This window comes from Pseudomonas sp. PDM09 (assembly GCF_014852305.1).
Classification (GTDB): Bacteria; Pseudomonadota; Gammaproteobacteria; order Pseudomonadales; family Pseudomonadaceae; genus Aquipseudomonas.
This window is the reverse complement of record NZ_JACVBI010000004.1, coordinates 15,576-39,236: the sequence shown is the minus strand read 5'-3', so window position 1 is coordinate 39,236 and position 23,661 is coordinate 15,576. Positions and strand designations below refer to the sequence as shown.

At 57.9% G+C, this 23,661-nt stretch carries 22 protein-coding genes and 1 tRNA gene; 6 read left to right on the top strand and 17 right to left on the bottom strand.

Annotated elements, in window-relative coordinates:
* Positions 1–142: 142 nt before the first annotated feature.
* From IB250_RS11425 to IB250_RS11415, 3 genes are all read right to left on the bottom strand, one after another.
* Complete coding sequence (locus IB250_RS11425) at positions 143–1,249, bottom strand: NADH:flavin oxidoreductase/NADH oxidase (protein WP_192344170.1); 1,107 nt, start codon at positions 1,247–1,249, stop codon at positions 143–145.
* Between the two features lie 268 nt (positions 1,250–1,517).
* Complete coding sequence (gene recJ / locus IB250_RS11420) at positions 1,518–3,227, bottom strand: single-stranded-DNA-specific exonuclease RecJ (protein ID WP_192344169.1); 1,710 nt, start codon at positions 3,225–3,227, stop codon at positions 1,518–1,520.
* Between the two features lie 67 nt (positions 3,228–3,294).
* Positions 3,295–3,837 carry a YaeQ family protein gene (locus IB250_RS11415; protein WP_095631726.1) on the bottom strand — a complete coding sequence of 181 codons (543 nt, stop codon included), beginning with the start codon at positions 3,835–3,837 and terminating at the stop codon, positions 3,295–3,297.
* Between the two features lie 146 nt (positions 3,838–3,983).
* Between IB250_RS11415 and IB250_RS11410 the strand changes: the two genes are divergently transcribed.
* Both IB250_RS11410 and IB250_RS11405 read left to right on the top strand, forming a co-directional pair.
* Positions 3,984–5,183, top strand: coding sequence for a CaiB/BaiF CoA transferase family protein (locus IB250_RS11410; protein WP_192344168.1), 1,200 nt, complete (start codon positions 3,984–3,986; stop codon positions 5,181–5,183).
* Positions 5,164–6,090: a TIGR02285 family protein gene (locus tag IB250_RS11405; protein ID WP_192344167.1), complete on the top strand. Its 927-nt coding sequence runs from the start codon at positions 5,164–5,166 to the stop codon at positions 6,088–6,090. The genes IB250_RS11410 and IB250_RS11405 overlap by 20 nt, the downstream gene beginning before the upstream one ends.
* Positions 6,091–6,260: 170 nt before the next feature.
* Here the strand turns inward: IB250_RS11405 and IB250_RS11400 are convergent, their stop codons facing one another.
* The 12 genes from IB250_RS11400 to queA form a co-directional block, all read right to left on the bottom strand.
* The gene (locus tag IB250_RS11400; protein WP_008014014.1) at positions 6,261–6,548 is read right to left on the bottom strand and encodes a DUF3509 domain-containing protein; all 288 of its coding nucleotides are present in this window, start codon (positions 6,546–6,548) and stop codon (positions 6,261–6,263) included.
* 400 nt (positions 6,549–6,948) lie between these two features.
* Positions 6,949–8,304, bottom strand: coding sequence for a transporter substrate-binding domain-containing protein (locus tag IB250_RS11395; protein ID WP_123498047.1), 1,356 nt, complete (start codon positions 8,302–8,304; stop codon positions 6,949–6,951).
* Positions 8,305–8,437: 133 nt separating this feature from the next.
* The gene (gene thrC / locus IB250_RS11390) at positions 8,438–9,847 is read right to left on the bottom strand and encodes a threonine synthase (protein ID WP_038979090.1); all 1,410 of its coding nucleotides are present in this window, start codon (positions 9,845–9,847) and stop codon (positions 8,438–8,440) included.
* 66 nt (positions 9,848–9,913) lie between these two features.
* Complete coding sequence (locus IB250_RS11385; RefSeq protein WP_032830508.1) at positions 9,914–11,218, bottom strand: homoserine dehydrogenase; 1,305 nt, start codon at positions 11,216–11,218, stop codon at positions 9,914–9,916.
* A gap of 133 nt (positions 11,219–11,351) precedes the next feature.
* Positions 11,352–12,083, bottom strand: a complete 732-nt coding sequence (gene dsbC, locus IB250_RS11380; protein ID WP_008072863.1) for a bifunctional protein-disulfide isomerase/oxidoreductase DsbC — start codon at positions 12,081–12,083, stop codon at positions 11,352–11,354.
* Positions 12,084–12,365: 282 nt separating this feature from the next.
* Complete coding sequence (xerD, locus tag IB250_RS11375; protein ID WP_123498045.1) at positions 12,366–13,262, bottom strand: site-specific tyrosine recombinase XerD; 897 nt, start codon at positions 13,260–13,262, stop codon at positions 12,366–12,368.
* A gap of 133 nt (positions 13,263–13,395) precedes the next feature.
* Positions 13,396–13,947: a glycine zipper 2TM domain-containing protein gene (locus IB250_RS11370; protein WP_123498043.1), complete on the bottom strand. Its 552-nt coding sequence runs from the start codon at positions 13,945–13,947 to the stop codon at positions 13,396–13,398.
* Between the two features lie 121 nt (positions 13,948–14,068).
* Positions 14,069–14,983 carry a protein translocase subunit SecF gene (secF, locus tag IB250_RS11365; protein WP_192344166.1) on the bottom strand — a complete coding sequence of 305 codons (915 nt, stop codon included), beginning with the start codon at positions 14,981–14,983 and terminating at the stop codon, positions 14,069–14,071.
* A 9-nt stretch (positions 14,984–14,992) separates the two neighbouring features.
* Entirely contained in the window at positions 14,993–16,861 is a 1,869-nt protein-coding gene (gene secD, locus IB250_RS11360) for a protein translocase subunit SecD (protein ID WP_192344165.1), read from the bottom strand.
* A 63-nt stretch (positions 16,862–16,924) separates the two neighbouring features.
* Positions 16,925–17,260 carry a preprotein translocase subunit YajC gene (yajC, locus tag IB250_RS11355; protein WP_008014002.1) on the bottom strand — a complete coding sequence of 112 codons (336 nt, stop codon included), beginning with the start codon at positions 17,258–17,260 and terminating at the stop codon, positions 16,925–16,927.
* Positions 17,261–17,303: 43 nt separating this feature from the next.
* Positions 17,304–18,419, bottom strand: a complete 1,116-nt coding sequence (tgt, locus tag IB250_RS11350) for a tRNA guanosine(34) transglycosylase Tgt (RefSeq protein ID WP_176466924.1) — start codon at positions 18,417–18,419, stop codon at positions 17,304–17,306.
* A 14-nt stretch (positions 18,420–18,433) separates the two neighbouring features.
* Entirely contained in the window at positions 18,434–19,483 is a 1,050-nt protein-coding gene (gene queA / locus IB250_RS11345; RefSeq protein ID WP_007903547.1) for a tRNA preQ1(34) S-adenosylmethionine ribosyltransferase-isomerase QueA, read from the bottom strand.
* A gap of 107 nt (positions 19,484–19,590) precedes the next feature.
* Between queA and IB250_RS11340 the strand changes: the two genes are divergently transcribed.
* The 3 genes from IB250_RS11340 (at position 19,591) to IB250_RS11330 (ending at position 20,815) form a co-directional block, all read left to right on the top strand.
* A tRNA-Leu gene (locus IB250_RS11340) sits at positions 19,591–19,675 on the top strand.
* A gap of 162 nt (positions 19,676–19,837) precedes the next feature.
* On the top strand, positions 19,838–20,167 hold the full coding sequence (locus IB250_RS11335; protein ID WP_192344164.1) for a hypothetical protein: 330 nt from the start codon (positions 19,838–19,840) through the stop codon (positions 20,165–20,167).
* A gap of 147 nt (positions 20,168–20,314) precedes the next feature.
* Complete coding sequence (locus tag IB250_RS11330; protein ID WP_192344163.1) at positions 20,315–20,815, top strand: DUF3916 domain-containing protein; 501 nt, start codon at positions 20,315–20,317, stop codon at positions 20,813–20,815.
* Positions 20,816–20,894: 79 nt separating this feature from the next.
* Here IB250_RS11330 and IB250_RS11325 read toward each other — a convergent pair whose 3' ends face one another.
* Complete coding sequence (locus IB250_RS11325; protein ID WP_192344162.1) at positions 20,895–21,392, bottom strand: DUF4411 family protein; 498 nt, start codon at positions 21,390–21,392, stop codon at positions 20,895–20,897.
* Positions 21,389–22,525 (bottom strand): ImmA/IrrE family metallo-endopeptidase, encoded by a 1,137-nt coding sequence (locus tag IB250_RS11320; protein ID WP_192344161.1) that lies wholly within the window; start codon positions 22,523–22,525, stop codon positions 21,389–21,391. The genes IB250_RS11325 and IB250_RS11320 overlap by 4 nt, the downstream gene beginning before the upstream one ends.
* A gap of 728 nt (positions 22,526–23,253) precedes the next feature.
* On the opposite strand from IB250_RS11320, the gene IB250_RS11315 reads away from it, so the two are divergent.
* Complete coding sequence (locus IB250_RS11315) at positions 23,254–23,535, top strand: DUF3077 domain-containing protein (protein ID WP_192344160.1); 282 nt, start codon at positions 23,254–23,256, stop codon at positions 23,533–23,535.
* Positions 23,536–23,661 lie beyond the last annotated feature (126 nt).

The following is a 23,661-nucleotide window of genomic DNA, read 5'->3' as shown; positions in this document are numbered from 1 at the left end:
ACCGATTCTGCGAACGACGATGAACCACTGTGGGAGCGGGCTTGCCCGCGAAGACGGCCGAACAGCCAACCAATATCCCGACCCAGAAACCAAAAAGCCCCGGTCAACACGACCGGGGCTTTTTGTTTTTTACAGCCCCCCTTCAGTCACGCAAATCCGATTCATGAATCGGCTGGTCGCGATGGGTGGCCCGCTGGTATTGCGCCGGCCAGACAGCCTTGTGCCCGCCCAGATCATCATCGGCATGCAGCGGCCAATACGGATCACGCAACAACTCCCGGGCGAGGAAGATAATGTCGGCCTGACAGGTACGCAGAATGTGCTCGGCCTGGGCCGGTTCGGTGATCATTCCTACAGTGCCAGTGGCAATGCCTGACTCCTTGCGTACGCGCTCGGCGAAGCGGGTCTGATAACCCGGGCCTGTAGGAATCTCGGCGTTCACCGCCGTACCGCCCGATGAGACGTCGATCAGGTCCACGCCCAGATCTTTGAGGCGTCGCGCCAGCTCCACGGTTTCATCGGGGTTCCAGCCATCTTCCACCCAATCGGTGGCCGACACTCGCACAAACACCGGTAACTCCTCAGGCCACACCGCACGCACCGCTTCGGTGACTTGCAGCACCAGACGAATCCGATTCTCGAACGAACCGCCGTACTGATCGCGCCGCTGATTGCTCAAGGGCGAAAGAAATTGGTGCAACAAGTAACCGTGGGCGGCGTGTACTTCGACCACTTTGAAACCGGCGGTCAGCGCCCGTTTGGCCGAATCGACGAAGGCCTGAATGACGTCAGCGATCTCGCCCTCATCGAGTTGCTTGGGTGGTGTGTGCTGAGGGTCGAAAGCGATCGGCGAAGGGCCGACCGGAGTCCAGCCGCCGTCTTCCGGCTTGACGCTGCCATGCTTGCCGAGCCACGGCCGATGCGTACTGGCCTTGCGTCCGGCGTGCGCCAACTGGATGCCGGCAACGGCACCCTGGGCAGCGATAAAGCGCGTAATACGTTGCAAGGATTCGATCTGTTGATCATTCCAGAGACCGAGGTCCTGGGCGGTAATGCGCCCGTCAGCGGTGACCGCCGTGGCTTCGGTGAATACCAGACCAGCGCCGCCGATAGCACGGCTGCCGAGGTGGACCAGATGCCAGTCATTGGCCAGCCCATCGACGCTGGAGTATTGGCACATCGGTGACACCGCGATGCGGTTAAGCAGGGTCAATTGACGAAGGGTATAGGGTTCAAGCAGCAGACTCATGGGGCACCTCTCGAATCAGTGGGCAGGCTCCAGGGTTCTGTTTGAATAGTCGACGAGTGACAGGAAAAAGGGTGCAGCACCCGCCCCCGCGGGCAAAAAATTCGACAAGACGTCACAAGGATAATCAAGCAGTGCTTAGAGACTAGTCGACATCGGGGGATCAGGGAGGGTTTAGAGAGATTCGGTGTGAGGGAAATTGCTTTCGCGGGCAAGCCTCGCTCCTACAGATTTCGGTGATCTGTAGGAGCGAGGCTTGCCCGCGAAGGCCTTAACGCGGTTCGATGTGGGCAATCATCAGCTGCACGGTCTCGTTCCCACGGAACTCATTGAGGTCGAGTTTGTAGGCCAATTCCACCCATTTTATGGTCGGATTTGGCCAGATATCACGGTCGATACCGAAGGCGATTCCATCAAGCTTCACCGAACCGCATTCACTCTTCAGCACCACTTTGAGGTGTCGTTCACCGACGACGCGCTGCTCAACCAGTTGAAACACGCCATGGAACAGCGGCTCCGGAAAGTGTTGCCCCCAAGGCCCGGCGTGGCGCAGGGCGCGGGCCAGTTCCAGGTGAAACTCTTCGACCGCCAACGTACCGTCCGACAGCAGGCGCCCGGTCAGGTCTTCTTCGCGCAGTTGCCTACGCACTTCAGCGTCAAAGGCCTCGGCAAATAACGGAAAATTCGCTTCCGGCAACGTCAGGCCTGCCGCCATGGCGTGGCCGCCGTATTTGCTGATCAGGTTCGGATGTTGCGCCGCCACCACGCTCAAGGCGTCGCGAATATGAAAGCCCTGAACCGAACGCCCCGAGCCCTTGAGCAGGCCATTGCCGGCATCGGCAAAGGCAATGGTCGGACGGAAATAGCGCTCTTTCATACGAGAGGCGAGGATTCCGATGACGCCCTGGTGCCACTCGGGATCGAACAGGCACAGGCCGAACGGCATCGATTCCACCGGCAGATCCTTGAGCTGGGCCAGCGCCTCACGCTGCATGCCCTGCTCGATGGATTTGCGGTCCTGATTCATGCCGTCCAGTTGAGCGGCCATTTCACGGGCAGCACCCGCATCTTCGGTGAGCAGGCATTCGATGCCCAGGCTCATGTCGTCCAGACGCCCTGCCGCGTTCAGACGCGGGCCGAGGATGAAGCCCAGGTCAGTGGAGGTGATGCGCGAATGGTCACGCTTGGCCACTTCAAGGATCGCCTTGATTCCCGGCCGCGCACGCCCGGCGCGAATCCGCTCCAGCCCCTGATGCACCAGAATCCGGTTGTTGGCATCCAGCGGCACCACGTCGGCAACGCTGCCCAGTGCCACCAGGTCCAGCAGTTCGCCAATGTTCGGCTGCGGCGTGCTCTCGTACCAACCCAGGCTGCGCAAGCGCGCGCGCAGGGCCATCAGTACATAGAAGATCACCCCGACGCCGGCCAGGGCTTTGCTCGGAAACTCGCAACCCGGCTGATTCGGATTGACGATGGCATCGGCCAAGGGCAGTTCATCGCCGGGCAAGTGGTGATCGGTGACCAGCACCTTGAGCCCGGCCTTTTTCGCCGCTGCCACGCCTTCGACGCTGGAGATACCGTTGTCCACGGTGATCAGCAGCTGCGGCTCGCGGGTCAGCGCCACCTCGACGATTTCCGGCGTCAGGCCATAGCCATACTCGAACCGGTTCGGCACCAGATAGTCGACATGCGCCGCGCCCAACAGACGCAACCCCAGCATGCCCACGGTACTGGCCGTCGCACCGTCGGCGTCGAAGTCGCCGACGATCAGTATCCGCTGACGTTGCTCCAGGGCCGTCACCAGCAAATCCACCGCCGCCTCGATGCCTTTGAGCTGCTGATACGGAATCAGCCGCGCCAGGCTCTTGTCCAGTTCAGCCTCGGATTGCACGCCCCGCGCCGCGTAAAGGCGGGTCAGCAGCGGTGGAATATCACCGAGAAATGGCAGGGTGTCGGGCAACAGGCGAGGTTCGATGCGCATGGGGTGACAGGTGCTTCTCTTGAATACGTAGGATAAAACCGGGTAACGCGGTGAACGCGGCGAATAATCAGCCGCGTTCACCGCTCAGCCATTGCAACTGGACTTCGTGCTGACCACGGTCGTCGGTGACGAAAATCGTTCCTTCGCTGATCATCACATCCCACTTGATAACGCGCGGCATGTCCTTGGCCAGGGTTTCCAGCACGTCCTGAGGCACAGCGGCGATGTGAACGTTTTTCAGGTTTTTGATCGCCGGGATCACTTTGGTTTCCCAAACCCGCAGGCTGCCGTAAGCCAGCAGGCTGGTGCGCTCGGTGCGGCGCGAGCACCAGGTCAGGCGATCGGCGTCTGGCTGGCCGACTTCAATCCAGTGCAGGACACGATCATCCAGGCTCTTTTCCCACAGCGCTGGCTCATCCACGTCTGACAGACCGCGACCGAAGGACAACTGCTCGTTGTACCAGAAGGCGTAGGCCAGCAGCCGCACGGTCATGCGCTCTTCGGTTTCCGAAGGGTGACGGGCGATGGTCTGCTTCACGTTCTCGTAGACGCTGCGGTCGAGGTCGGTGAGGTTCAGTTCAAACTTGTAGGTCGTGGACGGCTGGGCCATGAACGGGCTTCTTGATACGAGGAAAGGCGGCAAGTCTAACCGATGCAACAGGCAATCAACGAATTGAAGGCATCAACTTTGGGCGATGGGCGTCGGCCTATGTTAAAACTCTGCATTCGCTCAGCCTTTGTCCTACAGGATTCAGTATGCCGTTCTCCAACAAACCGCTCTGCGGTCTGAAAGTCATCGAATTGGGTACGTTGATTGCCGGGCCGTTTGCCTCGCGTATTTGCGGCGAGTTCGGCGCCGAAGTGATCAAGATCGAGTCCCCGGACGGCGGTGATCCGTTGCGCAAATGGCGCAAGTTGTATGAAGGCACTTCGCTGTGGTGGTTCGTTCAGGCGCGTAACAAGAAGTCTTTGACCCTGAACCTGAAACACCCGGATGGCCTGGCGATTCTCAAACAGCTGCTTAGCGAAGCGGACATTTTGATCGAGAATTTTCGCCCCGGCGTGCTGGAAAAGCTCGGCCTGGGCTGGGACGTCTTGCACGCACTGAACCCGAAACTGGTGATGGTGCGGCTTTCGGGCTTTGGCCAGACCGGGCCGATGAAAGATCAGCCAGGCTTCGGCGCGGTCGGTGAGTCCATGGGCGGCCTGCGCTACATCACCGGGTTCGAGGACCGGCCGCCAGTGCGCACCGGGATTTCCATCGGCGATTCGATTGCCGCGCTCTGGGGCGTGATCGGCGCACTGATGGCCTTGCGGCATCGCGAGGTCAACGGCGGCTTGGGGCAAGTGGTGGACGTGGCGTTGTACGAAGCGATCTTCGCCATGATGGAAAGCATGGTCCCGGAGTTCGACGTGTTCGGCTTCATCCGCGAACGCACCGGCAACATCATGCCGGGCATCACGCCCTCCTCTATCCATACCAGCGCTGATGGCAAACACGTACAGATCGGCGCCAACGGCGATGCGATCTTCAAGCGTTTCATGCTGATCATCGGTCGCGAAGACCTGGCCAACGACCCTGTGCTGGCCAGCAACGACGGACGTGACAGCCGTCGCGACGAGATTTACGGGGTGATCGATCGCTGGGTCAACTCACTGCCGCTGGACGCGGTGATCGAGCAACTGAACCAGGCCGACGTTCCGGCCAGCCGGATCTTCAGTGCCGAAGACATGTTCAGTGATCCGCAGTACCTGGCCCGGGAAATGTTCCTGCAAGCCAAGCTGCCCGACGGCAAGGACTTCAAGATGCCCGGCATTGTGCCAAAACTCTCTGAGACACCCGGCAGCTCCGAATGGGTCGGGCCGCAGTTGGGTGAGCACAATGCGCAGGTGCTCCACGACCTTGGCTACGACTCGGCACAGATCACACGGTTGCGTGAAGACGGGGCCATCTAAGCTGAAGCGCCTGATTTCATCCGCAATCGATTACGCCGGCATCGGGCGTGTGCTAGTGCTGCTCGGGCTGTTGGCGGGACTGATATCCCCGGCCCTGGCGCAACCTAAGGAACATTTGTTCTGGCTGCTGCGCGACCTGCCGCCACTGACGGTCTTCGAAGGCCCGAAAAAAGGCCAAGGCGTTATCGATCAATTGATGCCGCTGTTGATCGCCGGGATGCCACAGTACGAACACACCCTGATGCGGGTCAATCGCGCCCGTGGCATGCAAATGCTCCATGAGAAATCTTTCACCTGCGACCCCTCGCTGATCTGGAGCGAGGAGCGCGAACACTGGATTGCGTTTTCCATACCGGTCTTCCGGGCAGTCAGCAATGGGCTGGTGATTCGACGTGAAGATCGGTCGGCACTGGAGCCTTTTCTCTTTGGCGATGAAGTCGATCTGGCAGCACTGTTGGCCAGCGGACGAGAGAAAGTCGGTGTAGTGGCCGAGCGCCGTTACGGTCAGTTCCTCGACACGTTGCTGCAACAAGCGCCGCCCGGCGTGCTGACGGCTCACTACGGCAACGACGCCCTCGGCAATCTGTTGCAGATGCAGCGCCTGGGTCGCTTGCAAGTGGTCTTGGGTTACTGGCCGGAAATCCGCTATCAGGCTCGTCAGGAACATATTGCCGATGATCAGTTAGAGTTTTATCCGGTCAAAGGCACGGGCAAATACTTGTCCGGGTACATCGGTTGCTCGAATACGCCCCAGGGGCGACAGGCAATCAGTGAAATCAATCAGCTATTGCGCGCCCTGCCCCGCGAGCGCCTGGACCCGCTGTACGCCGACTGGCTCGATCCGCAAAGACGCAAGGACTACCTAGAAGAAACCCGGGCCTTTTTCGAGCGTCAGGCCGCGCAGTGACAAATCGCAGGCAAAAAGAAACCCCGAGAAGTGGGGAGACGACTCGGGGTTAAACGTGGCCTACATAAAGACCAGTAGCAACAAGCTACAAGCACCGGAGCACAATGCTTGATCCTGCTGTTACATGGTCTGACTGACCTTGGCGCAGGAAGGTTCCCACAAAAAACAATTCAATTTCGGCTGGCCAGGATCTTGTCCTGAGCAGCATTGCGCAACGCCGCGATAACACAGGGCTCCAGACGTCCTTCAGCGATCAGCACGTCGCGGTGCAGCCCGTCGACGACATCCGTCAGCAGACGTTTATCGGTTAACTGGGCCTGATTGAACGCCCGTTCGACCACGATAGCGCCGCTCGTACTCTTCAGTGTCACCAGGCATTCGCCATGGGCACCCGATGGGGTCAACTTGACCAGATACGGGCTCAGAGCCTCACCGAGCAATAGACTGATACTTTCCATCGCGATCACCACTCAATAGTCCGAAAACAAAGTGCCTGGGGTTGTCCACAGTAAATGACCACAGGCCCGAGAAGAAAGTTCTGGATTCCAACGGCAGGCGCACCGGCGCCTCTGGTAACTAGAGCATGCACGGTCAAGATGACAGTAAAAAAACAGCTGATTCACGCTTAATGCCAGTCAGTTGAGCCATTTCAACCACGACGCATGCCTTGTAGCAGCTGCCGAAGGCTGCGTTCGGCTGTAGCAGCTGTCGAGCCTGCGAGGCTGCGTTCGGCTGCGAAGCAGTCGTAAAACCTGCTTGCAAGGTCTGGCTAAGGTACCGAGCCGCCTGGATTCACGACTGCTGCGCAGCCGAACGCAGCCTCGCAGGCTCGGCAGCTGCTACAGATCGCATTGCTATTCACACCTGGCGTGTACGCTTGCCGATATCGCTCCATCCGCCCAGCAATCCTCGCAATTGACCATTGGCACTGTAGAACGGCACCGTCCACTGGTAGATATCCCTGACGCCATCCTTGAACATCAACTGACGTTCACTGAAGCGAGTCTTGCGAGTACCGAGCTGAGCCATGAACTCGGTGTGCAGCTGCTCGGCGGTTTCTTTGGGCAAAACATCGACTTCGATCAGTTGTCGACCCTGTACCTGGTCGAAACGGGTCGACAAGTTCTCCTCATAACTTTTGTTGCACATGATCAAACGCCCCTCCAGATCACGCACGAACATCGGATCGGGCATGGCGTCTATCAACGCATGCTGAAATGCGAGCTGGTCATTAAGGTCTTTCTCGGCATCCCGACGTTGTTCGATCAGTGCGGCGAGCCGACGGTTCCACAGCAATGAAAGCAGGCCGAACAGGCTAACGATGAACAGGCTCCAGCAGCCCCACTGGGTTATCCGCTGCCAGGCCGAGGGCGCATGTACCGGTGCAATTCCATTCAGCCATTTCAGCCGTATGGCGCGTAGCTCTGCAGGCGGGAATGCTTCGAGCGCCTTGTTGAGGATGCTCAATAGGTGCGGCTGTCCTTTGCGGACCGCCAAGTGATCAGCCTCCCACTTGCCCTCCACCGCAGGCCCTACCTTGAGCCGGTCCGAGGGATAAAGCTGCGCTCCGATTTCATTTTCTATGGTGGCGTAGGCCTCGCCACTTTCCACCAGCGCCAAGGCTTCAGCGTAGGTTTTGACCAGGCGCAGCTCAATCGCCGGGTAATCACGACGAATCACACCCTCCAAGGCGTGCCGGGCCGGCAATACCAGGACTCTTCTGGAAAGTTGTTCCAGGGACTGTAACGCTGGTGTGTCGGCCAGTCCCACGAGTACCCAACCCGCCCCGCCGAATGCATGGCTGAAATCCAGGAACACCTTGCGCTCGTCATTTATTGCCAACGTCGTGCTCATGTCCGCCGCGCCGTTTTCCAGTTGTTCCAGCAGTTGATCGGTAGAAAACGACTCTTCATGGACGAACCGCAGCCCTGTCATGGCACTGATTCGGTCGAGCACATCGTTGTTCAAACCGCTCCAGTGACCATACTCATCCTTGAACAGGTACAGCGGGTACTGCGCCGACGCGACAACGACCTCGGGATGATCACGAACCCATTGCAGCTCCTGAGCATCCAGCTCAATGCGTGCGACGGCGGTTGACGCCCTGGAATCATGTGCCACCCATTGCGCTGCCTTTACCCACGGCCCGAAGCCCAGGGTGCCCAGCAAAAACATCCAGCACACGGCTGGTCTAAACCCTCTGAAAAACAGCATTGCCACTTCCTTGGTAATCGTCTCGCCCGTCCTTCATGGGCGGCTCTTCTTTTACGAAACCCGGCAAGTGTGGCATGCAGAAATGAGAAAGCCCGTCAGGAGACGGGCTTCAAAATGTGACAGCTTTTACCGGTTACAGCGGCTTGCCGCGGTTGCCATGCTGACTGACAAAGGCCTGTACGGCTTTCAGGTCGTTCGGCAACACGGTGCAACGCTCATCTCGCTCAAACAAATCAGAAAGATGTGCAGGTAGTTCGAGTGCTTTTCCTACACCGGCTTTTTCCACTGCGTCCGGGAATTTGACCGGATGGGCTGTACCGAGGATCACCATCGGGATATCCAGGCTGCGACGGCATTCGCGCGCGGCCTTCACGCCGATGGCAGTGTGCGGGTCCAACAGCTCGCCGGTTTGCTCAAAGACTTCGGCAATGGTTTCGCACGTTTGGGCGTCGTCCACGGCCAGCGAATCGAACAGTTTGCGTGCCTCGGTCCAGCGCTCCTCTTCGACGCTGAAACCGCCGCCCTGCTTGAAGGTGTCCATCAAGCCGGCAATTGCCGCGCCGTTGCGACCGTGCAGGTCGAACAGCAGGCGTTCGAAGTTCGACGAGACCATGATGTCCATGGACGGCGACAGCGTGGCGTGCAGGGTTTCCTTGACGTACTGATTGCCGCTCATGAAGCGGTGCAGGATGTCGTTGCGGTTGGTGGCGACGATCAACTGGTTGATTGGCAGGCCCATGTTGCGCGCCAGGTAACCGGCGAAGATATCGCCGAAGTTGCCGGTTGGTACCGAGAACGACACCGAACGCGCCGGGCCACCCAGCTGCAGGGCTGCGTGGAAGTAGTAAACGATCTGGGCCATGATCCGCGCCCAGTTGATCGAGTTCACCGCCACCAGGCGCGTGCCCTTGAGGAAGCTCTGGTCGGCGAAGCTGGCCTTGACCATTTCCTGGCAGTCATCGAAGTTGCCTTCGATGGCGATGTTATGAATGTTTTCGCCGAAGATGGTGGTCATCTGGCGACGCTGCACTTCGGACACACGGTTGTGCGGGTGCAGGATGAAGATGTCGACGTTTTCGCAGTGCTTGCAGCCTTCGATGGCGGCCGAACCGGTGTCACCGGAGGTAGCGCCAACAATCACCACGCGTTCGCCGCGCTTTTCCAGCACGTAGTCGAGCAGACGACCGAGCAGTTGCAGGGCGAAGTCCTTGAATGCCAGGGTCGGGCCGTGGAACAGCTCCAGCACCCATTCGTTGCCATTGAGCTGACGCAACGGGGCCACGGCGTTGTGGGAAAACACGCCGTAGGTTTCTTCAAGAATCTTTTTGAAATCGGCATCGGGAATGCTGCCGGTCACGAACGGACGCATCACCCGGAAGGCCAGCTCGTGATACGGCAGGCCGGCCCAGGAAGCGATCTCTTCCTGGGTGAAACGTGGCAGGTTTTCCGGCACATACAGGCCGCCGTCCGTGGCCAAACCTGCCAGCAGGACGTCTTCAAAATTCAGGGCCGGTGCCTGGCCGCGGGTACTGATATAACGCATGACTGGCTCCAATAGACAGTGTTCGCAATGCCGGGCCCGCGTGCGGGCCCGGTGAACGATAACGGCTTAGTTCAGGTGCTCGACGCGGATTCGTACGACCGGGCCGACCACGCCTTCCAAGGCCTCCAGGGCGGTGATCGCGTCGTTCATGTGCTGTTCCAGCACACGGTGCGTCAGCAGGATCATTGGCACCAGACCGTCATGCTCTTCGACTTCTTTCTGCATGATCGATTCGATGTTGATGCCGCGCTCCGACAGGATGCTCGCCACCTGAGCCAATACGCCCGGATGGTCCTTGGCCTGAATGCGCAGGTAGTAAGCGCTTTCACAGGATTCGATCGGCAGGATCGGATGGGCCGACAGCGAATCCGGCTGGAAAGCCAGGTGTGGCACGCGGTTTTCCGGATCGGAGGTCATGGCGCGAACCACATCCACCAGGTCAGCGATCACCGACGAAGCCGTCGGCTCCATGCCGGCGCCGGCGCCGTAGAACAAGGTCGAACCGGCAGCATCGCCGTTGACCATCACTGCGTTCATCACGCCGTTGACGTTGGCGAGCAAACGATCGGCCGGGATCAGCGTCGGGTGCACACGCAACTCGATACCGGCCGCGGTGCTGCGCGCCACGCCCAGGTGCTTGATGCGATAGCCCAGCGCTTCGGCGTAGTTCACGTCAGCGGTGGTCAGCTTGGTGATGCCTTCGGTGTAAGCCTTGTCGAATTGCAGCGGGATACCGAATGCAATGGACGCCAGGATCGTCAGCTTGTGGGCTGCATCGATGCCTTCGACGTCGAAGGTCGGATCGGCTTCGGCGTAACCCAGGGCTTGCGCCTCGGCGAGTACGTCTTCGAAGGTGCGACCCTTTTCACGCATTTCGGTGAGAATGAAGTTGCCAGTGCCGTTGATGATCCCGGCCACCCAGTTGATGCGGTTGGCGGACAAACCTTCGCGGATCGCTTTGATCACGGGAATGCCGCCGGCCACGGCCGCTTCGAACGCCACGATGACGCCCTTCTCGCGAGCCTTGGCAAAAATTTCATTACCGTGAACGGCGATCAGTGCCTTGTTCGCGGTGACCACATGCTTGCCATTCTCGATGGCCTTGAGTACCAGCTCGCGGGCAACGGTGTAGCCGCCCATCAGCTCTATAACGATGTCGATCTCAGGGTTCGTGGCCACTTCGAACACATCGTTGGTAATCGCAATACCGGTCGTCTGGAACTGAGGCTTTGGCGTGCGCATGGCAATTTGTGCCACTTCGATTCCACGCCCGGCACGACGAGCAATTTCCTCGGCGTTGCGCTGAAGTACGTTGAAGGTACCGCCACCGACGGTCCCTAACCCACAGATGCCTACTTTGACCGGTTTCACTGTGAACTCCCCATAAAACGGCCGACTCAAGGCCGGCCGTGAAAACAACCGCATACTCGCGGCTCTCTATTAATGGCTCGACAATATTGCCGCCGAACCATGATCGTCAAAGGCTGACCATGACGATGCGAAATTATTTCGCGCCCAATGCCAGTTTGGCGACTTGTGGCGCAGGCTGGTAGCCCGGAATGACCTGTCCGTCGGCCAAAACGATGGCCGGTGTACCGTTCACGCCGATCGACTGACCGAGGGCGAACTGTTTGGCTACCGGGTTCTCGCACTTGGCGGCCTTGATTTCCTTGCCATCGACCATTTTGTCCATGGCCGCTTTCTTGTCCTTGGAGCACCACACGGCTTGCAGTTGCTCGTCACCCGCCGAGCCCAGGCCCTGGCGCGGGAACGCAACATAACGCACTTCGATACCCAGCTTGTTCAGCGCCGGCACTTCGGCGTGCAGCTTGTGGCAATACGGGCATGTGGTGTCGGTGAACACGGTGATGTGTGATTTGGTTTCGCCGATGGCCGGGTAAACCACGGTTTCAGCCACTGGAATGTTATTGATCAGTTTGGAAATGCCCAGGCGCTCGGTCTTCTCGGTCAGGTTGACCGGTTTGCCGTCCTTGAGCTGGAACAGGTAACCCTGAACGACGTATTGGCCATCGGCGCTGGCATAGAGCACACGGCTGCCCTTGAGTTTGACTTCATACAGGCCTGGCAACGGGCTGGCGGTGATGCTTTCGACCGGCACGTCGAGCTCGAGGGTTTGCAGGCTTTTACGAATGGCTTTGTCGGCCGTGTCATCGGCGACGGCAAAGGTGCTGACCAACGCAATGGCTGCGGCGGCGAAAATCTGGGTCAGACGCATGAGAACTCCTGAAGGCGGACAAATGGGACGATCAGAACACCCGTGCCGAAACACCGGGTCATAACCGCCCATCGTGCAAACCGGCAAAGCCTACCACATAAGGCCCCTGTGGCGAGGGGGCTTGCCCCCGTTGGGTTGCGAAGCAGCCCCTCTGTGGCGATCTCTTTCCGATATATGGACCGAGGCGCAAGGATTGACGACTGCTGCGCAGCCGAACGGGGCGGTGCGGCGCTCCGACAAGCCCCCTCGCCACAGGGCGGCATTTCCATTTCAGGAGCTGCGTTAGCCACGTGGGTGATGTTTGGCGTGCAGGTCCTGCAAGCGTGCGCGGGCGACGTGAGTATAGATCTGGGTCGTCGACAGATCGCTGTGGCCGAGCAACATTTGCACCACGCGCAAATCGGCGCCGTGATTGAGCAAGTGTGTGGCGAAGGCATGGCGCAGGGTATGTGGAGACAACGACTTGCCGATCCCGGCGACCTTGGCCTGGTGTTTGATGCGATGCCAGAAGGTCTGGCGGGTCATCTGCTCGCCGCGCAGGCTGGGGAACAGCACATCGCTGGGACGCCCGCCCAGCAACTCGCCACGGGCATCGCGCATGTACCGCTCGACCCAGACAATCGCCTCCTCGCCCATCGGCACCAGTCGTTCCTTGCTGCCCTTGCCCATCACCCGCAGCACGCCTTGGCGCAGGTTGACCTGTTCCAGCGTCAGGCTGATCAGCTCCGTGACCCGCAAGCCACAGGCGTAAAGCACTTCCAGCATGGCGCGGTCTCGCTGACCGATGGCTTCGCTCAGGTCTGGCGCGGCCAGCAGCGACTCCACATCGGCTTCCGACAAGGACTTAGGCAACGGCCTGCCTAGCTGGGGCATATCGACACGCAATGTCGGATCGACCGCGATCAGCTTTTCCCGCAATAAATAGCGATAGAAGCCACGCACACCGGAAAGAAACCGCGCCGTGGAACGGGGTTTGTAGTTTTGCTCCAGGCGCCAGGCCAGGTGATCGAGGATCAACTCGCGACCGGCGTTGATCAACTCCAGGCCCTTTTCCTGCAACCAACCGTTGAACAAGGCCAGGTCGCTGCGATAGGCATCGCGGGTATTATCGGAAAGGCCTTTTTCCAGCCACAGGGCGTCAAGGAACTGGTCTATCAGGGGATGATCAATGGCAGGCATGGGGTCTCGGACAGGCAGGCGTAAGGCCGCGAAAAATGAGGAGTCTTTCATAGCACGTTGGCGGCGAACATAAAATTCAGGCACAAAAAAAGCATCCCTCTCGAGATGCTTCTTTTTGCTTGAGGCGCTCAGCTTATTGTTGAGCCGGTTCGTTCTGCCCCAGGATCAACTTGCCTTCCTTGTCGACCGGAATCTGGTTGCCCGGATCGCGATCCATCCGCACTTTGCCTTCCTTGCCATCCAGCGAATAACGAACGTCGTAGCCTACAACCTTGTCGCTGATGTCATTCACGGTATTACAGCGGGTTTGAGTGGTGGTGTAGGTATCACGCTCCTGCATGCCTTCCTGCACCTTGTTACCCGCATAACCACCGCCGACCGCACCGGCCACTGTGGCGATTTTCTTGCCTGTACCGCCGCCGATCTGGTTGCCCAACAGGCCACCCGCCAGCGCGCCGACCACCGTACCGGCGATCTGGTGTTGATCTTTCACCGGCGCTTGCCGGGTAACCGTAACGTCCTTGCACACTTCACGTGGAGTCTTGATTTGTGTCTTGACCGGTTCAACGGCCAACACTTGCGCATACTCAGGGCCGCTTTTAACCAGGTTGTAGGTGGCAACAGCACCCCCGGCAGTGACACCGACAGCACCCAATACCGCACCAACCAGCAACGACTTGTTCACATGAACCTCCTGACCATCACAGACGGGACAAACCCGCGCTTCTCCCAGCCTTGGAGCATAAAAAAAGGCGCGAGTTCAATACTCGCGCCTTCTCGGGCTACAGCTGGAAAAGCGATAACCGTTATGGGCGGTCGTCGACTTCCGTCTCGGCCACCGCAGCAGGAATCAGGTCCTCGCTGCTCAGGTTCAGCCAGATCAGCACCACGTTCGCGATGTAGATCGACGAGTAAGTACCCGCCAGAACACCGATGAACAGGGCGATGGAGAAGCCGAACAGGTTGTCGCCACCGAAGAACAACAAGGCCGCGATCGCCAGCAATGTGGAGATCGACGTTGCCATGGTCCGCAGCAGGGTTTGCGTGGTCGAGATGTTGATGTTCTCGATCAGGCTGGCCTTGCGCAGTACCCGGAAGTTCTCACGAACCCGGTCGAATACCACGATGGTGTCGTTGAGCGAGTAGCCGATGATCGCCAGCACCGCCGCCAGTACCGTCAGGTCGAAGGTGATCTGGAAGAACGACAGGATACCGATGGTCACGATCACGTCGTGGATCAGCGAAACGATCGCACCTACCGCAAACTTCCACTGAAAGCGGAAAGCCAGGTAGATCAAAATGCCGCCCAGCGCCATCAGCATGCCGAGGCCGCCCTGATCGCGCAGTTCTTCACCGACCTGAGGGCCGACGAACTCGACACGCTTGACCTGGGCCGGGTTGTCGCCGCCGACTTTTTGCAGCGCTTCAGCCACCTGGTGACCCAGTTGCGGGTCTTCGCCAGGCATGCGCACCAGAAGATCGGTAGTAGCACCGAAGTTCTGCACGATGGCTTCGTGATAACCCGCTGTCGCCAGTTGCTCACGCACCTTGGTGACATCGGCCGGACGCTCGTAGGTCAGCTCGATGAGCGTACCGCCGGTGAAGTCCAGGCCCCAGTTCATGCCCTTGGTGGCGACACTGAACAATGCCAGTGCGGTAAGGAACAATGTGACGCCGAACGCAACGTTGCGAACGCCCATGAAGTTGATTGTACGTAACATGGCAGCCCCTTAAATCCACAACTTCTTGAAGTCACGACCGCCGAAGATCAGATTGACCATCGCGCGGGTCACCATGATGGCCGTGAACATCGAGGTAAAGATCCCGAGGGACATGGTCACTGCGAAACCCTTGACCGGGCCGGTGCCCATGGCGAAGAGAATCCCGCCGACCAACAAGGTTGTCAGGTTGGCGTCGAGAATCGCGGTGAATGCCCGGCCGAAGCCTTCGTTGATTGCCCGCTGCACGGTCATGCCGGCCGCGATCTCTTCACGTATCCGCGAGAAGATCAGTACGTTGGCGTCGACCGCCATACCCATGGTCAATACGATACCGGCGATACCCGGCAGGGTCAGCGTTGCGCCCAGCAACGACATCAAGGCCAGCAACATCACCATGTTCACCGTCAGCGCGACGGTGGCGATGAGACCGAAGAAGCGGTAGATGGCCATGATGAACAGCGAGACAAACAGCATGCCCCACAGCGATGCATCGATACCTTTGGTGATGTTGTCAGCACCCAGGCTTGGGCCGATGGTGCGCTCTTCAGCGAAGTACATCGGTGCCGCCAGACCACCGGCACGCAGCAGCAGCGCCAATTCGGACGATTCGCCCTGGCCGTTCAGGCCAGTGATGCGGAACTGGGCACCCAGCGGCGACTGGATGGTCGCCAGGCTGATGATCTTCTTCTCTTCTTTAAACGTCTGAACCGGTACGTCTTTCTCGACGCCGTTGACCACTTGCTTGGTGTAAGTGGTGACCGGACGTTGTTCGATGAAGATCACCGCCATGCTGCGGCCGACGTTGCTGCGAGTCGCACGACTCATCAGCTCGCCGCCGTGGCCATCCAGACGGATGTTCACTTCTGGCGTGCCGTGCTCGCCGAAGCCAGCCTTGGCGTCTGTCACCTGGTCACCGGTGATGATCAGACCACGCTCGATCAGCGCCGGAGGACGCTTGCCTTCACGGAACTCGAATTCCTCGGAAGTAGCTTTCGAAGCACCAGGCTCAGCCGCCAGACGGAACTCAAGGTTGGCCGTCTTGCCGAGGATGCGCTTGGCTTCTGCAGTGTCTTGCACGCCCGGCAGCTCAACCACGATGCGGTTGGCGCCTTGGCGCTGAACGATAGGTTCGGCAACCCCCAGCTCGTTGACGCGGTTACGTACCGTGGTCAAGTTCTGCTTGATGGAGTATTCGCGGATTTCCGCCAGCTTGGCCGGGGTCATCGCCAGACGCAGTACCGGTTGGCCATTGAGGTCGGCCGGAACAATGTCGAAATCGTTGAAGTTCTTGCGAATCAGCGCACGCGCTTCTTCACGGGCTGCTTCATCAGTGAAGCCCAGCTGAATGGCACCACCCAGTTGCGGCAGGCTGCGATAGCGCAGACGCTCTTTACGCAACAGGCTCTTGACGTCGCCTTCGTAGACTTTCAGGCGTGCATCGAGGGCTTTGTCCATGTCCACTTCCAGCAGGAAGTGCACGCCACCGGACAAGTCCAGACCCAGCTTCATCGGGTGCGCGCCAAGGCTGCGCAGCCATTGCGGGGTGGTTTGTGCCAGGTTCAGTGCAACGACGTAGTCATCACCCAATGCCTTGCGTACGACGTCTTTGGCTGGCAGCTGATCTTCAGCCTTGGTCAGACGGATCAGACCGCCCTTGCCGCCCGCAGCCAGGGTGGCCGCCTTGACGTTGATCCCGGAGTCCTTGAGCGCGCTGCTCACACGATCCAGATCAGCCTGAGTAACCTGCAGTGCAGTGCTTGCACCGCTGACCTGAATGGCCGGGTCATCAGGGTATAGATTGGGAGCGGAATAAATCAGACCGACCGCCAGCACCGCCAGGATCAGAATGTATTTCCACAGAGGGTATTTGTTCAGCATCACGCCGCCCGCTTATGACGCGGGGCGCCTTGCGCGCCCCGTCGATTGAGTAGAAGTTGAAACTTAGATCGCTTTGAGCGTGCCTTTTGGCAGCGTGGCGGCGATGGCGCCTTTCTGGAATTTCATTTCGACGGTATCGGAGACTTCCAGAACAACGAAGTCGTCGGATACTTTGGTGATCTTGCCGGCGATACCACCGGTGGTCACGACTTCGTCACCTTTTTGCAGGCTGCCCAGCAGGTTTTTCTGCTCTTTGGCGCGTTTGGCCTGTGGACGCCAGATCATCAGGTAGAAGATGACCAGGAAACCGACCAGGAAAATCCACTCAAAGCCGCCGCCCATTGGGCCTGCCGCAGGTGCAGCAGCGTCAGCCATGGCATTAGAGATAAAAAAGCTCATTTAGCACTCCAGTTGCAAATGTTGAATCTTGGGGTCAGAAAACTCAGTCCAAAGGCGGAACAGGTAACCCGCGTTTGGCGTAGAAGGCATCGACAAAGGCGGCCAATGTACCCTGTTGAATAGCCTCGCGCAAACCAGCCATAAGCACCTGGTAATGGCGCAAATTGTGGATGGTATTCAACATGCTACCCAGCATTTCGCCGCATTTGTCCAGATGGTGCAGATAAGCACGGGAGAAGTTCTGGCAGGTATAGCAATCGCAGGTCGGATCCAGCGGCGAATCATCATGGCGATGGAACGCGTTACGGATCTTCAGCACGCCTGTATCAATGAACAGATGCCCATTGCGGGCATTACGGGTTGGCATCACGCAATCGAACATGTCCACACCGCGGCGCACACCCTCAACCAGATCTTCCGGTTTGCCAACGCCCATAAGGTAACGAGGTTTGTCAGCCGGCATCTGGCCCGGCAGATAATCCAGCACCTTGATCATCTCGTGCTTGGGCTCGCCCACCGACAGACCGCCAATGGCCAGGCCATCGAAGCCGATCTTGTCGAGGCCTTCCAGGGAGCGCATGCGCAAATCCTGGTGCATACCGCCCTGAACGATGCCGAACAGCGCTGCGGTGTTGTCGCCATGGGCTTCTTTCGAACGCTTGGCCCAGCGCAACGACAGCTCCATCGAGACGCGAGCGACGTCTTCATCGGCCGGGTACGGAGTGCATTCGTCGAAGATCATCACGATGTCCGAGCCCAGATCACGCTGGACCTGCATCGACTCTTCCGGGCCCATGAACACTTTGGCGCCGTCGACCGGAGAAGCGAAGGTCACGCCCTCCTCCTTGATCTTGCGCATCGCGCCCAGGCTGAACACCTGAAAACCGCCGGAGTCTGTAAGAATCGGGCCTTTCCACTGCATGAAATCGTGCAGGTCGCCGTGCTTCTTGATCACTTCGGTGCCAGGACGCAGCCACAAGTGGAAGGTGTTACCCAGAATGATTTCCGCGCCAGTGGCGACGATATCCCGCGGCAACATGCCCTTGACCGTACCGTACGTGCCCACCGGCATGAAGGCCGGGGTCTCGACAGTACCGCGCGGGAAGGTCAAACGACCGCGACGAGCCTTGCCGTCAGTAGCAAGTAACTCAAACGACATACGACTTTGGCGACTCATTCTGTTTCCTCAGGGCCACGTGGTGCAGGGTTACGGGTGATAAACATCGCATCACCGTAGCTGAAAAAGCGGTATTCGTTGTCGACGGCGGCTTTATAGGCGGCCATGGTCTCGGGATAACCGGCGAACGCCGAGACCAGCATCAACAACGTGGATTCGGGCAAATGAAAGTTGGTGACCAGGGCATCGACCACATGAAACGGCCGGCCCGGGTAGATAAAAATGTCGGTGTCGCCACTGAACGGCTTGAGCACGCCATCGCGCGCGGCACTTTCCAGAGAACGCACGCTAGTGGTCCCCACAGCCACCACGCGACCACCGCGAGCGCGGCAGGCCGCAACAGCATCGACCACGTCCTGGCCGACTTCCAGCCATTCACTGTGCATGTGGTGATCTTCAATCTTCTCCACGCGCACCGGCTGAAAGGTGCCGGCGCCGACGTGCAAAGTCACGAACGCAGTCTCAATGCCCTTGGCGGCAATCGCCTCCATCAGCGGCTGGTCGAAATGCAGCCCCGCCGTCGGCGCCGCCACCGCGCCCAGGCGCTCGGCGTACACCGTCTGATAACGCTCGCGGTCCGAGCCTTCATCCGGGCGGTCTATATAAGGAGGCAACGGCATATGCCCGACGCGGTCGAGCAGCGGCAACACCTCTTCGGCAAACCCCAGTTCGAACAACGCATCATGACGCGCCAGCATCTCGGCTTCGCCACCGCCATCAATCAGGATCTTCGAACCCGGCTTCGGCGATTTGCTGGAACGCACATGGGCCAGCACGCGATGACTGTCGAGCACCCGCTCCACCAGGATTTCCAGCTTGCCGCCGGAAGCCTTCTGGCCAAACAGCCGCGCCGGAATCACCCGGGTATTGTTGAACACCATCAAATCGCCCGGGCGCAAATGCTCAAGCAAATCAGTGAATTGACGGTGTGCCAGGGCGCCGCTGACCCCATCAAGGGTCAACAGGCGACTACCGCGACGCTCAGCCAAAGGATGGCGAGCAATCAGCGAATCAGGGAGCTCAAAAGTAAAGTCAGCAACGCGCATGATGGGGTTCGTCTAGCAGGGCCGGGAAGTCTAGCGGAAATATCAAAAATTCTCCATGTACCTGATTGACCAACGGTTATCTCATCTCTATACTTCGCCGCCATTGAGCCCTGATGGCGGAATTGGTAGACGCGGCGGATTCAAAATCCGTTTTCGAAAGGAGTGGGAGTTCGAGTCTCCCTCGGGGCACCAAAATTAAGAAAGGTCTTGCTTTGCAAGGCCTTTTTTTTCGCCTATAGAAAAGTGACCTCGCCCGCCACCCCGTAGGAGCTGCCGAAGGCTGCGATCTTTTGATCTTGCTTTTCAACGCCACAACCCGAAACCGCTCGGCTAACGAATCAAGGATTCACACCTATGGAATTGCCACTGGAAACAGTCGCCCTTTTCGCCCTCAAGCTGGCTTATGAGAGGGAAGGGGAAAGCCCGATTCTGCGGGATGATCCGATCATGAGTGATTATGAGCGGGAGGTGTTTGGCTTGCTGGTGCGCCGGGGTGATGTCGAGGGTATTCAGTTTAGAGTGGCGCATTGTGTAGGTTTGGCGCTGGACGCTATAGGCGGGGCTGATACGCCGCTGGGGCGAGAGCTGCAACGGTTGTCAGCTGATTTCAGCAGTGCGCGGACAATGGAGCAGCTTAATGCGCCGCTCATTCCGCTTAAGGATTACTTGAAAGACATTCAGTGAGTGAGCGGACCAGGGCAAGTTTAGTAACCCTTTACACCGACTAGTAGTGGCTGGGGTCTTGGCTGATATGGAAATATATCTGCCCACTTTTCAATTGCGTCAGCAGACAGCAACGAAAGACTTTTTCGGCATCACAAGGACGTATCAATGCGGCAAATCGCCCTCAGCAACAAGCCACTCAGAGGCATTCCCCGACGCCTTCGCGCCCTGGAACGCTGGGCCTCCAGTTTTCGCGACGAGTTTCACCCGCGATCCATGCACATGGAGTGCTACACACATTGGAAGATCCCGGTACACGCGGCCTTGGTTCAAGGCCCTCAAGCCAGGGTCGAAGTTCAGGCCTTCTGCATTCAGCAACTGCTCGAAGCCGCTAACCACCTGTCCAACGCTGCTGACCACTCACAGGGTTACTATCGCGTCGCTTGCCTACTGGTGTGGCCATGGGTTCATCAAAGCGAGGTCACCGTCTTCTATGACCGGGACTATTATCTGGGGTTTCTCGGTGAAACTAACGCTCTCATGCCAGAGCGGATCAGTCATGCTCTTGCGTTGCACAAGCCAGTGAATTTCATCGAACACGGACATGACGTAACTCAACCTGACGATGAGGTCGCAGTGCAGTGGTGGTGCATCGGGGAACCCGCCTGACAGGAGACAGATTTATTTCCAATTTCCACTCACTCTGCTAAACATTTCAAGCCCACACGATTTGAGCAAGTAATTTACTTTAAGCAGGCAACACAAACCTTGCCTCAAGCCTATGCAACAACTCAAACGTATTCAAAAAAGGAACATTCAGTTCCTTACAAATATTGGGAATGATGAATTTTCGTTTAGCATCGAGATTTAGCACTTCATGAGTAACGACTGTAGCCCCTGCAGTCATCGCTTTTGCAATTAACCAAGGGTCAGCACCCGCTAAAAACTCTTCCATAGCGCCTGTTTTCATCTTAGGAGCTTGATCTGCCACAAGCCCTGTAATACGCGCGAATGCCAGTTGCGTCTCCCGATCGGTGGTAGAGTGGAAGAAATCGGAATTTCCCTTTGCCCAACCCGCCAAATCGTCATTCCCTTTTGTTAGCTCATCCATTACAGGTGCAATACTGGCTAAAGCCAATACTTTATTTTTAAGTAATAACCATTGCCAAAATCCAGGACAGATAGCCATCCCGTAGTAACGGTTTTTTGCTTCGATCAGCGTGTTAGCGTCGAGTAAATGATTCATTCCGTAATCTTGTTGGCGAGAGTCCTTAATTTAGCAGGTTGCACGCCGAGCAAATTTCCCGCCTCGCGTAGCAGCATCCGGCCACTCATTGCTTCAGTCAGCACTGCCTTGCTTAGGCGGGGGCTGTTTTTCGCGGTGGCGTTACGGTAATAGTCACCCGCTCCACCTTTGTCATTCTGGAAAGCCTTTAGGATCATTCGGTAGTAAGCGCTGTAATGCGCTTGGCTTACATAACCCAGATCCAATGCGCGGCGACCGATAGCTAATTTACTAATGTGAAACCGAGTGGCAAGCGGAGCTAAATTGTCTTCCCAGTTAACATCTACGTTCCACAGGGCGCGGAACTGGGCTTCGGGAGCCAGAAATTCACCTGCAACTGCATTGCAGAATCGTTCCTCGTCTCGACCATTAGCGGTGTTTCCGTCAGACACTCCACTGCTACCAATCCAGATATGGGCCAGCTCGTGAAGTAAGGTAAACAGCCGGGCGGTGGGTGCGTCGGAACTGTTAATGAATACAACGGGGGCGTAGGAATTACTGATGGCAAAACCCCGAAACTCGCTAACTTCAAGTTTGCGATGGGTATTTCCTAGCGCAATGCCACTGCGCATTACCAAAATGCCAGCCGCTTCTGCAGCCTCGATCAAGGCACGGCTGTATTTGTCGTAATCCAATCGAGCAATGTCAGGGTTCACGCCGAGGATCCGGCGAATATCGTCCACCACCTCTGCGACTCGAGATCGGCTGTTGAAGCGACCGACAAATTCCAGCGGCTGATGCTCCTGGTGTTGCAGATACTCCAGGTACCAGTCCTGCTTTCGTATGGAATCCCTGACGGTGTCCAACAGTTCCAGACTGGGACGTTGAGGAGCTATCCCTCCGACAGTCCGCAGATCAGGTAAAGGCAGTTGTTCGACAGGCGGCTGCTGAAGAAACAGGAAACCGAAAGGGACGTGAGCGAGACTCGCCCACTTTTGAGCCTGAAGGAATGTTGGCTTGGTCTCGCCTGCCTCCCATTCCTCTACTCGATCAGGTTTCACTGGAAGCTTTTTAGCAACCTGCTCAGTAGAGAGACCTGCCCGCTCACGAGACCAGGTGAGCAGGCTTGGATTGACTAAGGCGGCTTGGCTCATAGGGTCGCAGGCAAATCAGATGGGGCCGGCAAACGTTCGAGGGCATGCTTCGCAGATGCATTCGACTGACGCTGGTTCCGGTTATCTGGCATTGCCTTTCTCCTTGGCTGTTTAAGGTCGGGTTGCAGCGACTACAGATTAGTCGAGAAGCGGAGCTACCGACGGTAAGAGCGCGGGATTATGAGGTAAATTCGCAACGACCCGAAGCGCAAATATGTAACCCGTAGACAGATGGCATTGACCTGTTTCAATGCGTTTCTGGACACACGTGCGGCCGGCCGCGATGCCCTTATTACCCGGGCTTGTTAGGTGATCCACCAGATAATTACCCAGCTATTTCGAGGGTTGCAGGAACGAGGCCTGCGCGATACCCTCCCACAGTCGCTGCCAATTCAGCGACCGGGTGTGGAAACCCGTGTAATTCAAGGCGCAACAGCGCCCCCATCACGTCTGCCGGCGCTTTTTTTGTGCCTGCGGCGTGAGTTATGGCGGCTGTGCGTGGGACGTCTTCGGGCGTGCCGGTTTCCTTGATTCCCGGTTTTCCACCCTGCGCACAGCTGTCACCCATTCGTGTGGAAACGAACGTGGCAGCTCCTCATATCAAGGAGTCTGATAATGCGCAGCATCAATCCGTACAAAATTTGGCTTTTCCCTCTACGCAATTCCCAATCGCGTAATACCCCACCGTCCACCCTCACCCACCGCCTCTCCCTCATCGGAGGTGGCAAATGACCGATCAACCAGAACTCAAAACCATCGGACTAACACCTGCCATTTACTGCTCCGATCAACCGCTGTTCCACGTCACTAGCGGCGTTCCCCTCGGTGATGCGTTAGCCATGGCTTCCGATTTTCTGTTTCTCGCCAAGAAGCTGACCGAAGATGCCGCCTACGCCAGAGACACTGACCGCCATGCCTGGGCTGCGCATTATTTGACGGCAATGAGTAAGGCGGTGGTTGATGATTCGGTGAAAGTGCTTAGGCGGGATGGTTCTGATGCCAGTCGGTAAGGAATGAGGTCTGTGGGAGCGAAATGCTTGCGATGACGACAGTGCATTCAGCATTGATGTTGGCTGACCTGGCGCTTTCGCGGGCAAGCCCGCTCCCACAGGGATTGCACTTGACTGACAGGTATT

Coding starts and splice junctions, on each gene's coding strand:
- IB250_RS11425 (WP_192344170.1), bottom strand. CDS start 1,249: ATGAGTCTGCTGCTTGAACCCTATACCCTTCGTCAATTGACCCTGCTT.
- recJ (WP_192344169.1), bottom strand. CDS start 3,227: ATGCGCATCGAACCTCGCCTGTTGCCCGACACCCTGCCATTTCTCGGT.
- IB250_RS11415 (WP_095631726.1), bottom strand. CDS start 3,837: ATGGCCCAGCCGTCCACGACCTACAAGTTTGAACTGAACCTCACCGAC.
- IB250_RS11410 (WP_192344168.1), top strand. CDS start 3,984: ATGCCGTTCTCCAACAAACCGCTCTGCGGTCTGAAAGTCATCGAATTG.
- IB250_RS11400 (WP_008014014.1), bottom strand. CDS start 6,548: ATGGAAAGTATCAGTCTATTGCTCGGTGAGGCTCTGAGCCCGTATCTG.
- IB250_RS11395 (WP_123498047.1), bottom strand. CDS start 8,304: ATGCTGTTTTTCAGAGGGTTTAGACCAGCCGTGTGCTGGATGTTTTTG.
- thrC (WP_038979090.1), bottom strand. CDS start 9,847: ATGCGTTATATCAGTACCCGCGGCCAGGCACCGGCCCTGAATTTTGAA.
- dsbC (WP_008072863.1), bottom strand. CDS start 12,083: ATGCGTCTGACCCAGATTTTCGCCGCCGCAGCCATTGCGTTGGTCAGC.
- xerD (WP_123498045.1), bottom strand. CDS start 13,262: ATGCCTGCCATTGATCATCCCCTGATAGACCAGTTCCTTGACGCCCTG.
- secF (WP_192344166.1), bottom strand. CDS start 14,983: ATGTTACGTACAATCAACTTCATGGGCGTTCGCAACGTTGCGTTCGGC.
- secD (WP_192344165.1), bottom strand. CDS start 16,861: ATGCTGAACAAATACCCTCTGTGGAAATACATTCTGATCCTGGCGGTG.
- yajC (WP_008014002.1), bottom strand. CDS start 17,260: ATGAGCTTTTTTATCTCTAATGCCATGGCTGACGCTGCTGCACCTGCG.
- tgt (WP_176466924.1), bottom strand. CDS start 18,419: ATGTCGTTTGAGTTACTTGCTACTGACGGCAAGGCTCGTCGCGGTCGT.
- queA (WP_007903547.1), bottom strand. CDS start 19,483: ATGCGCGTTGCTGACTTTACTTTTGAGCTCCCTGATTCGCTGATTGCT.
- IB250_RS11335 (WP_192344164.1), top strand. CDS start 19,838: ATGGAATTGCCACTGGAAACAGTCGCCCTTTTCGCCCTCAAGCTGGCT.
- IB250_RS11330 (WP_192344163.1), top strand. CDS start 20,315: ATGCGGCAAATCGCCCTCAGCAACAAGCCACTCAGAGGCATTCCCCGA.
- IB250_RS11325 (WP_192344162.1), bottom strand. CDS start 21,392: ATGAATCATTTACTCGACGCTAACACGCTGATCGAAGCAAAAAACCGT.
- IB250_RS11320 (WP_192344161.1), bottom strand. CDS start 22,525: ATGAGCCAAGCCGCCTTAGTCAATCCAAGCCTGCTCACCTGGTCTCGT.
- IB250_RS11315 (WP_192344160.1), top strand. CDS start 23,254: ATGACCGATCAACCAGAACTCAAAACCATCGGACTAACACCTGCCATT.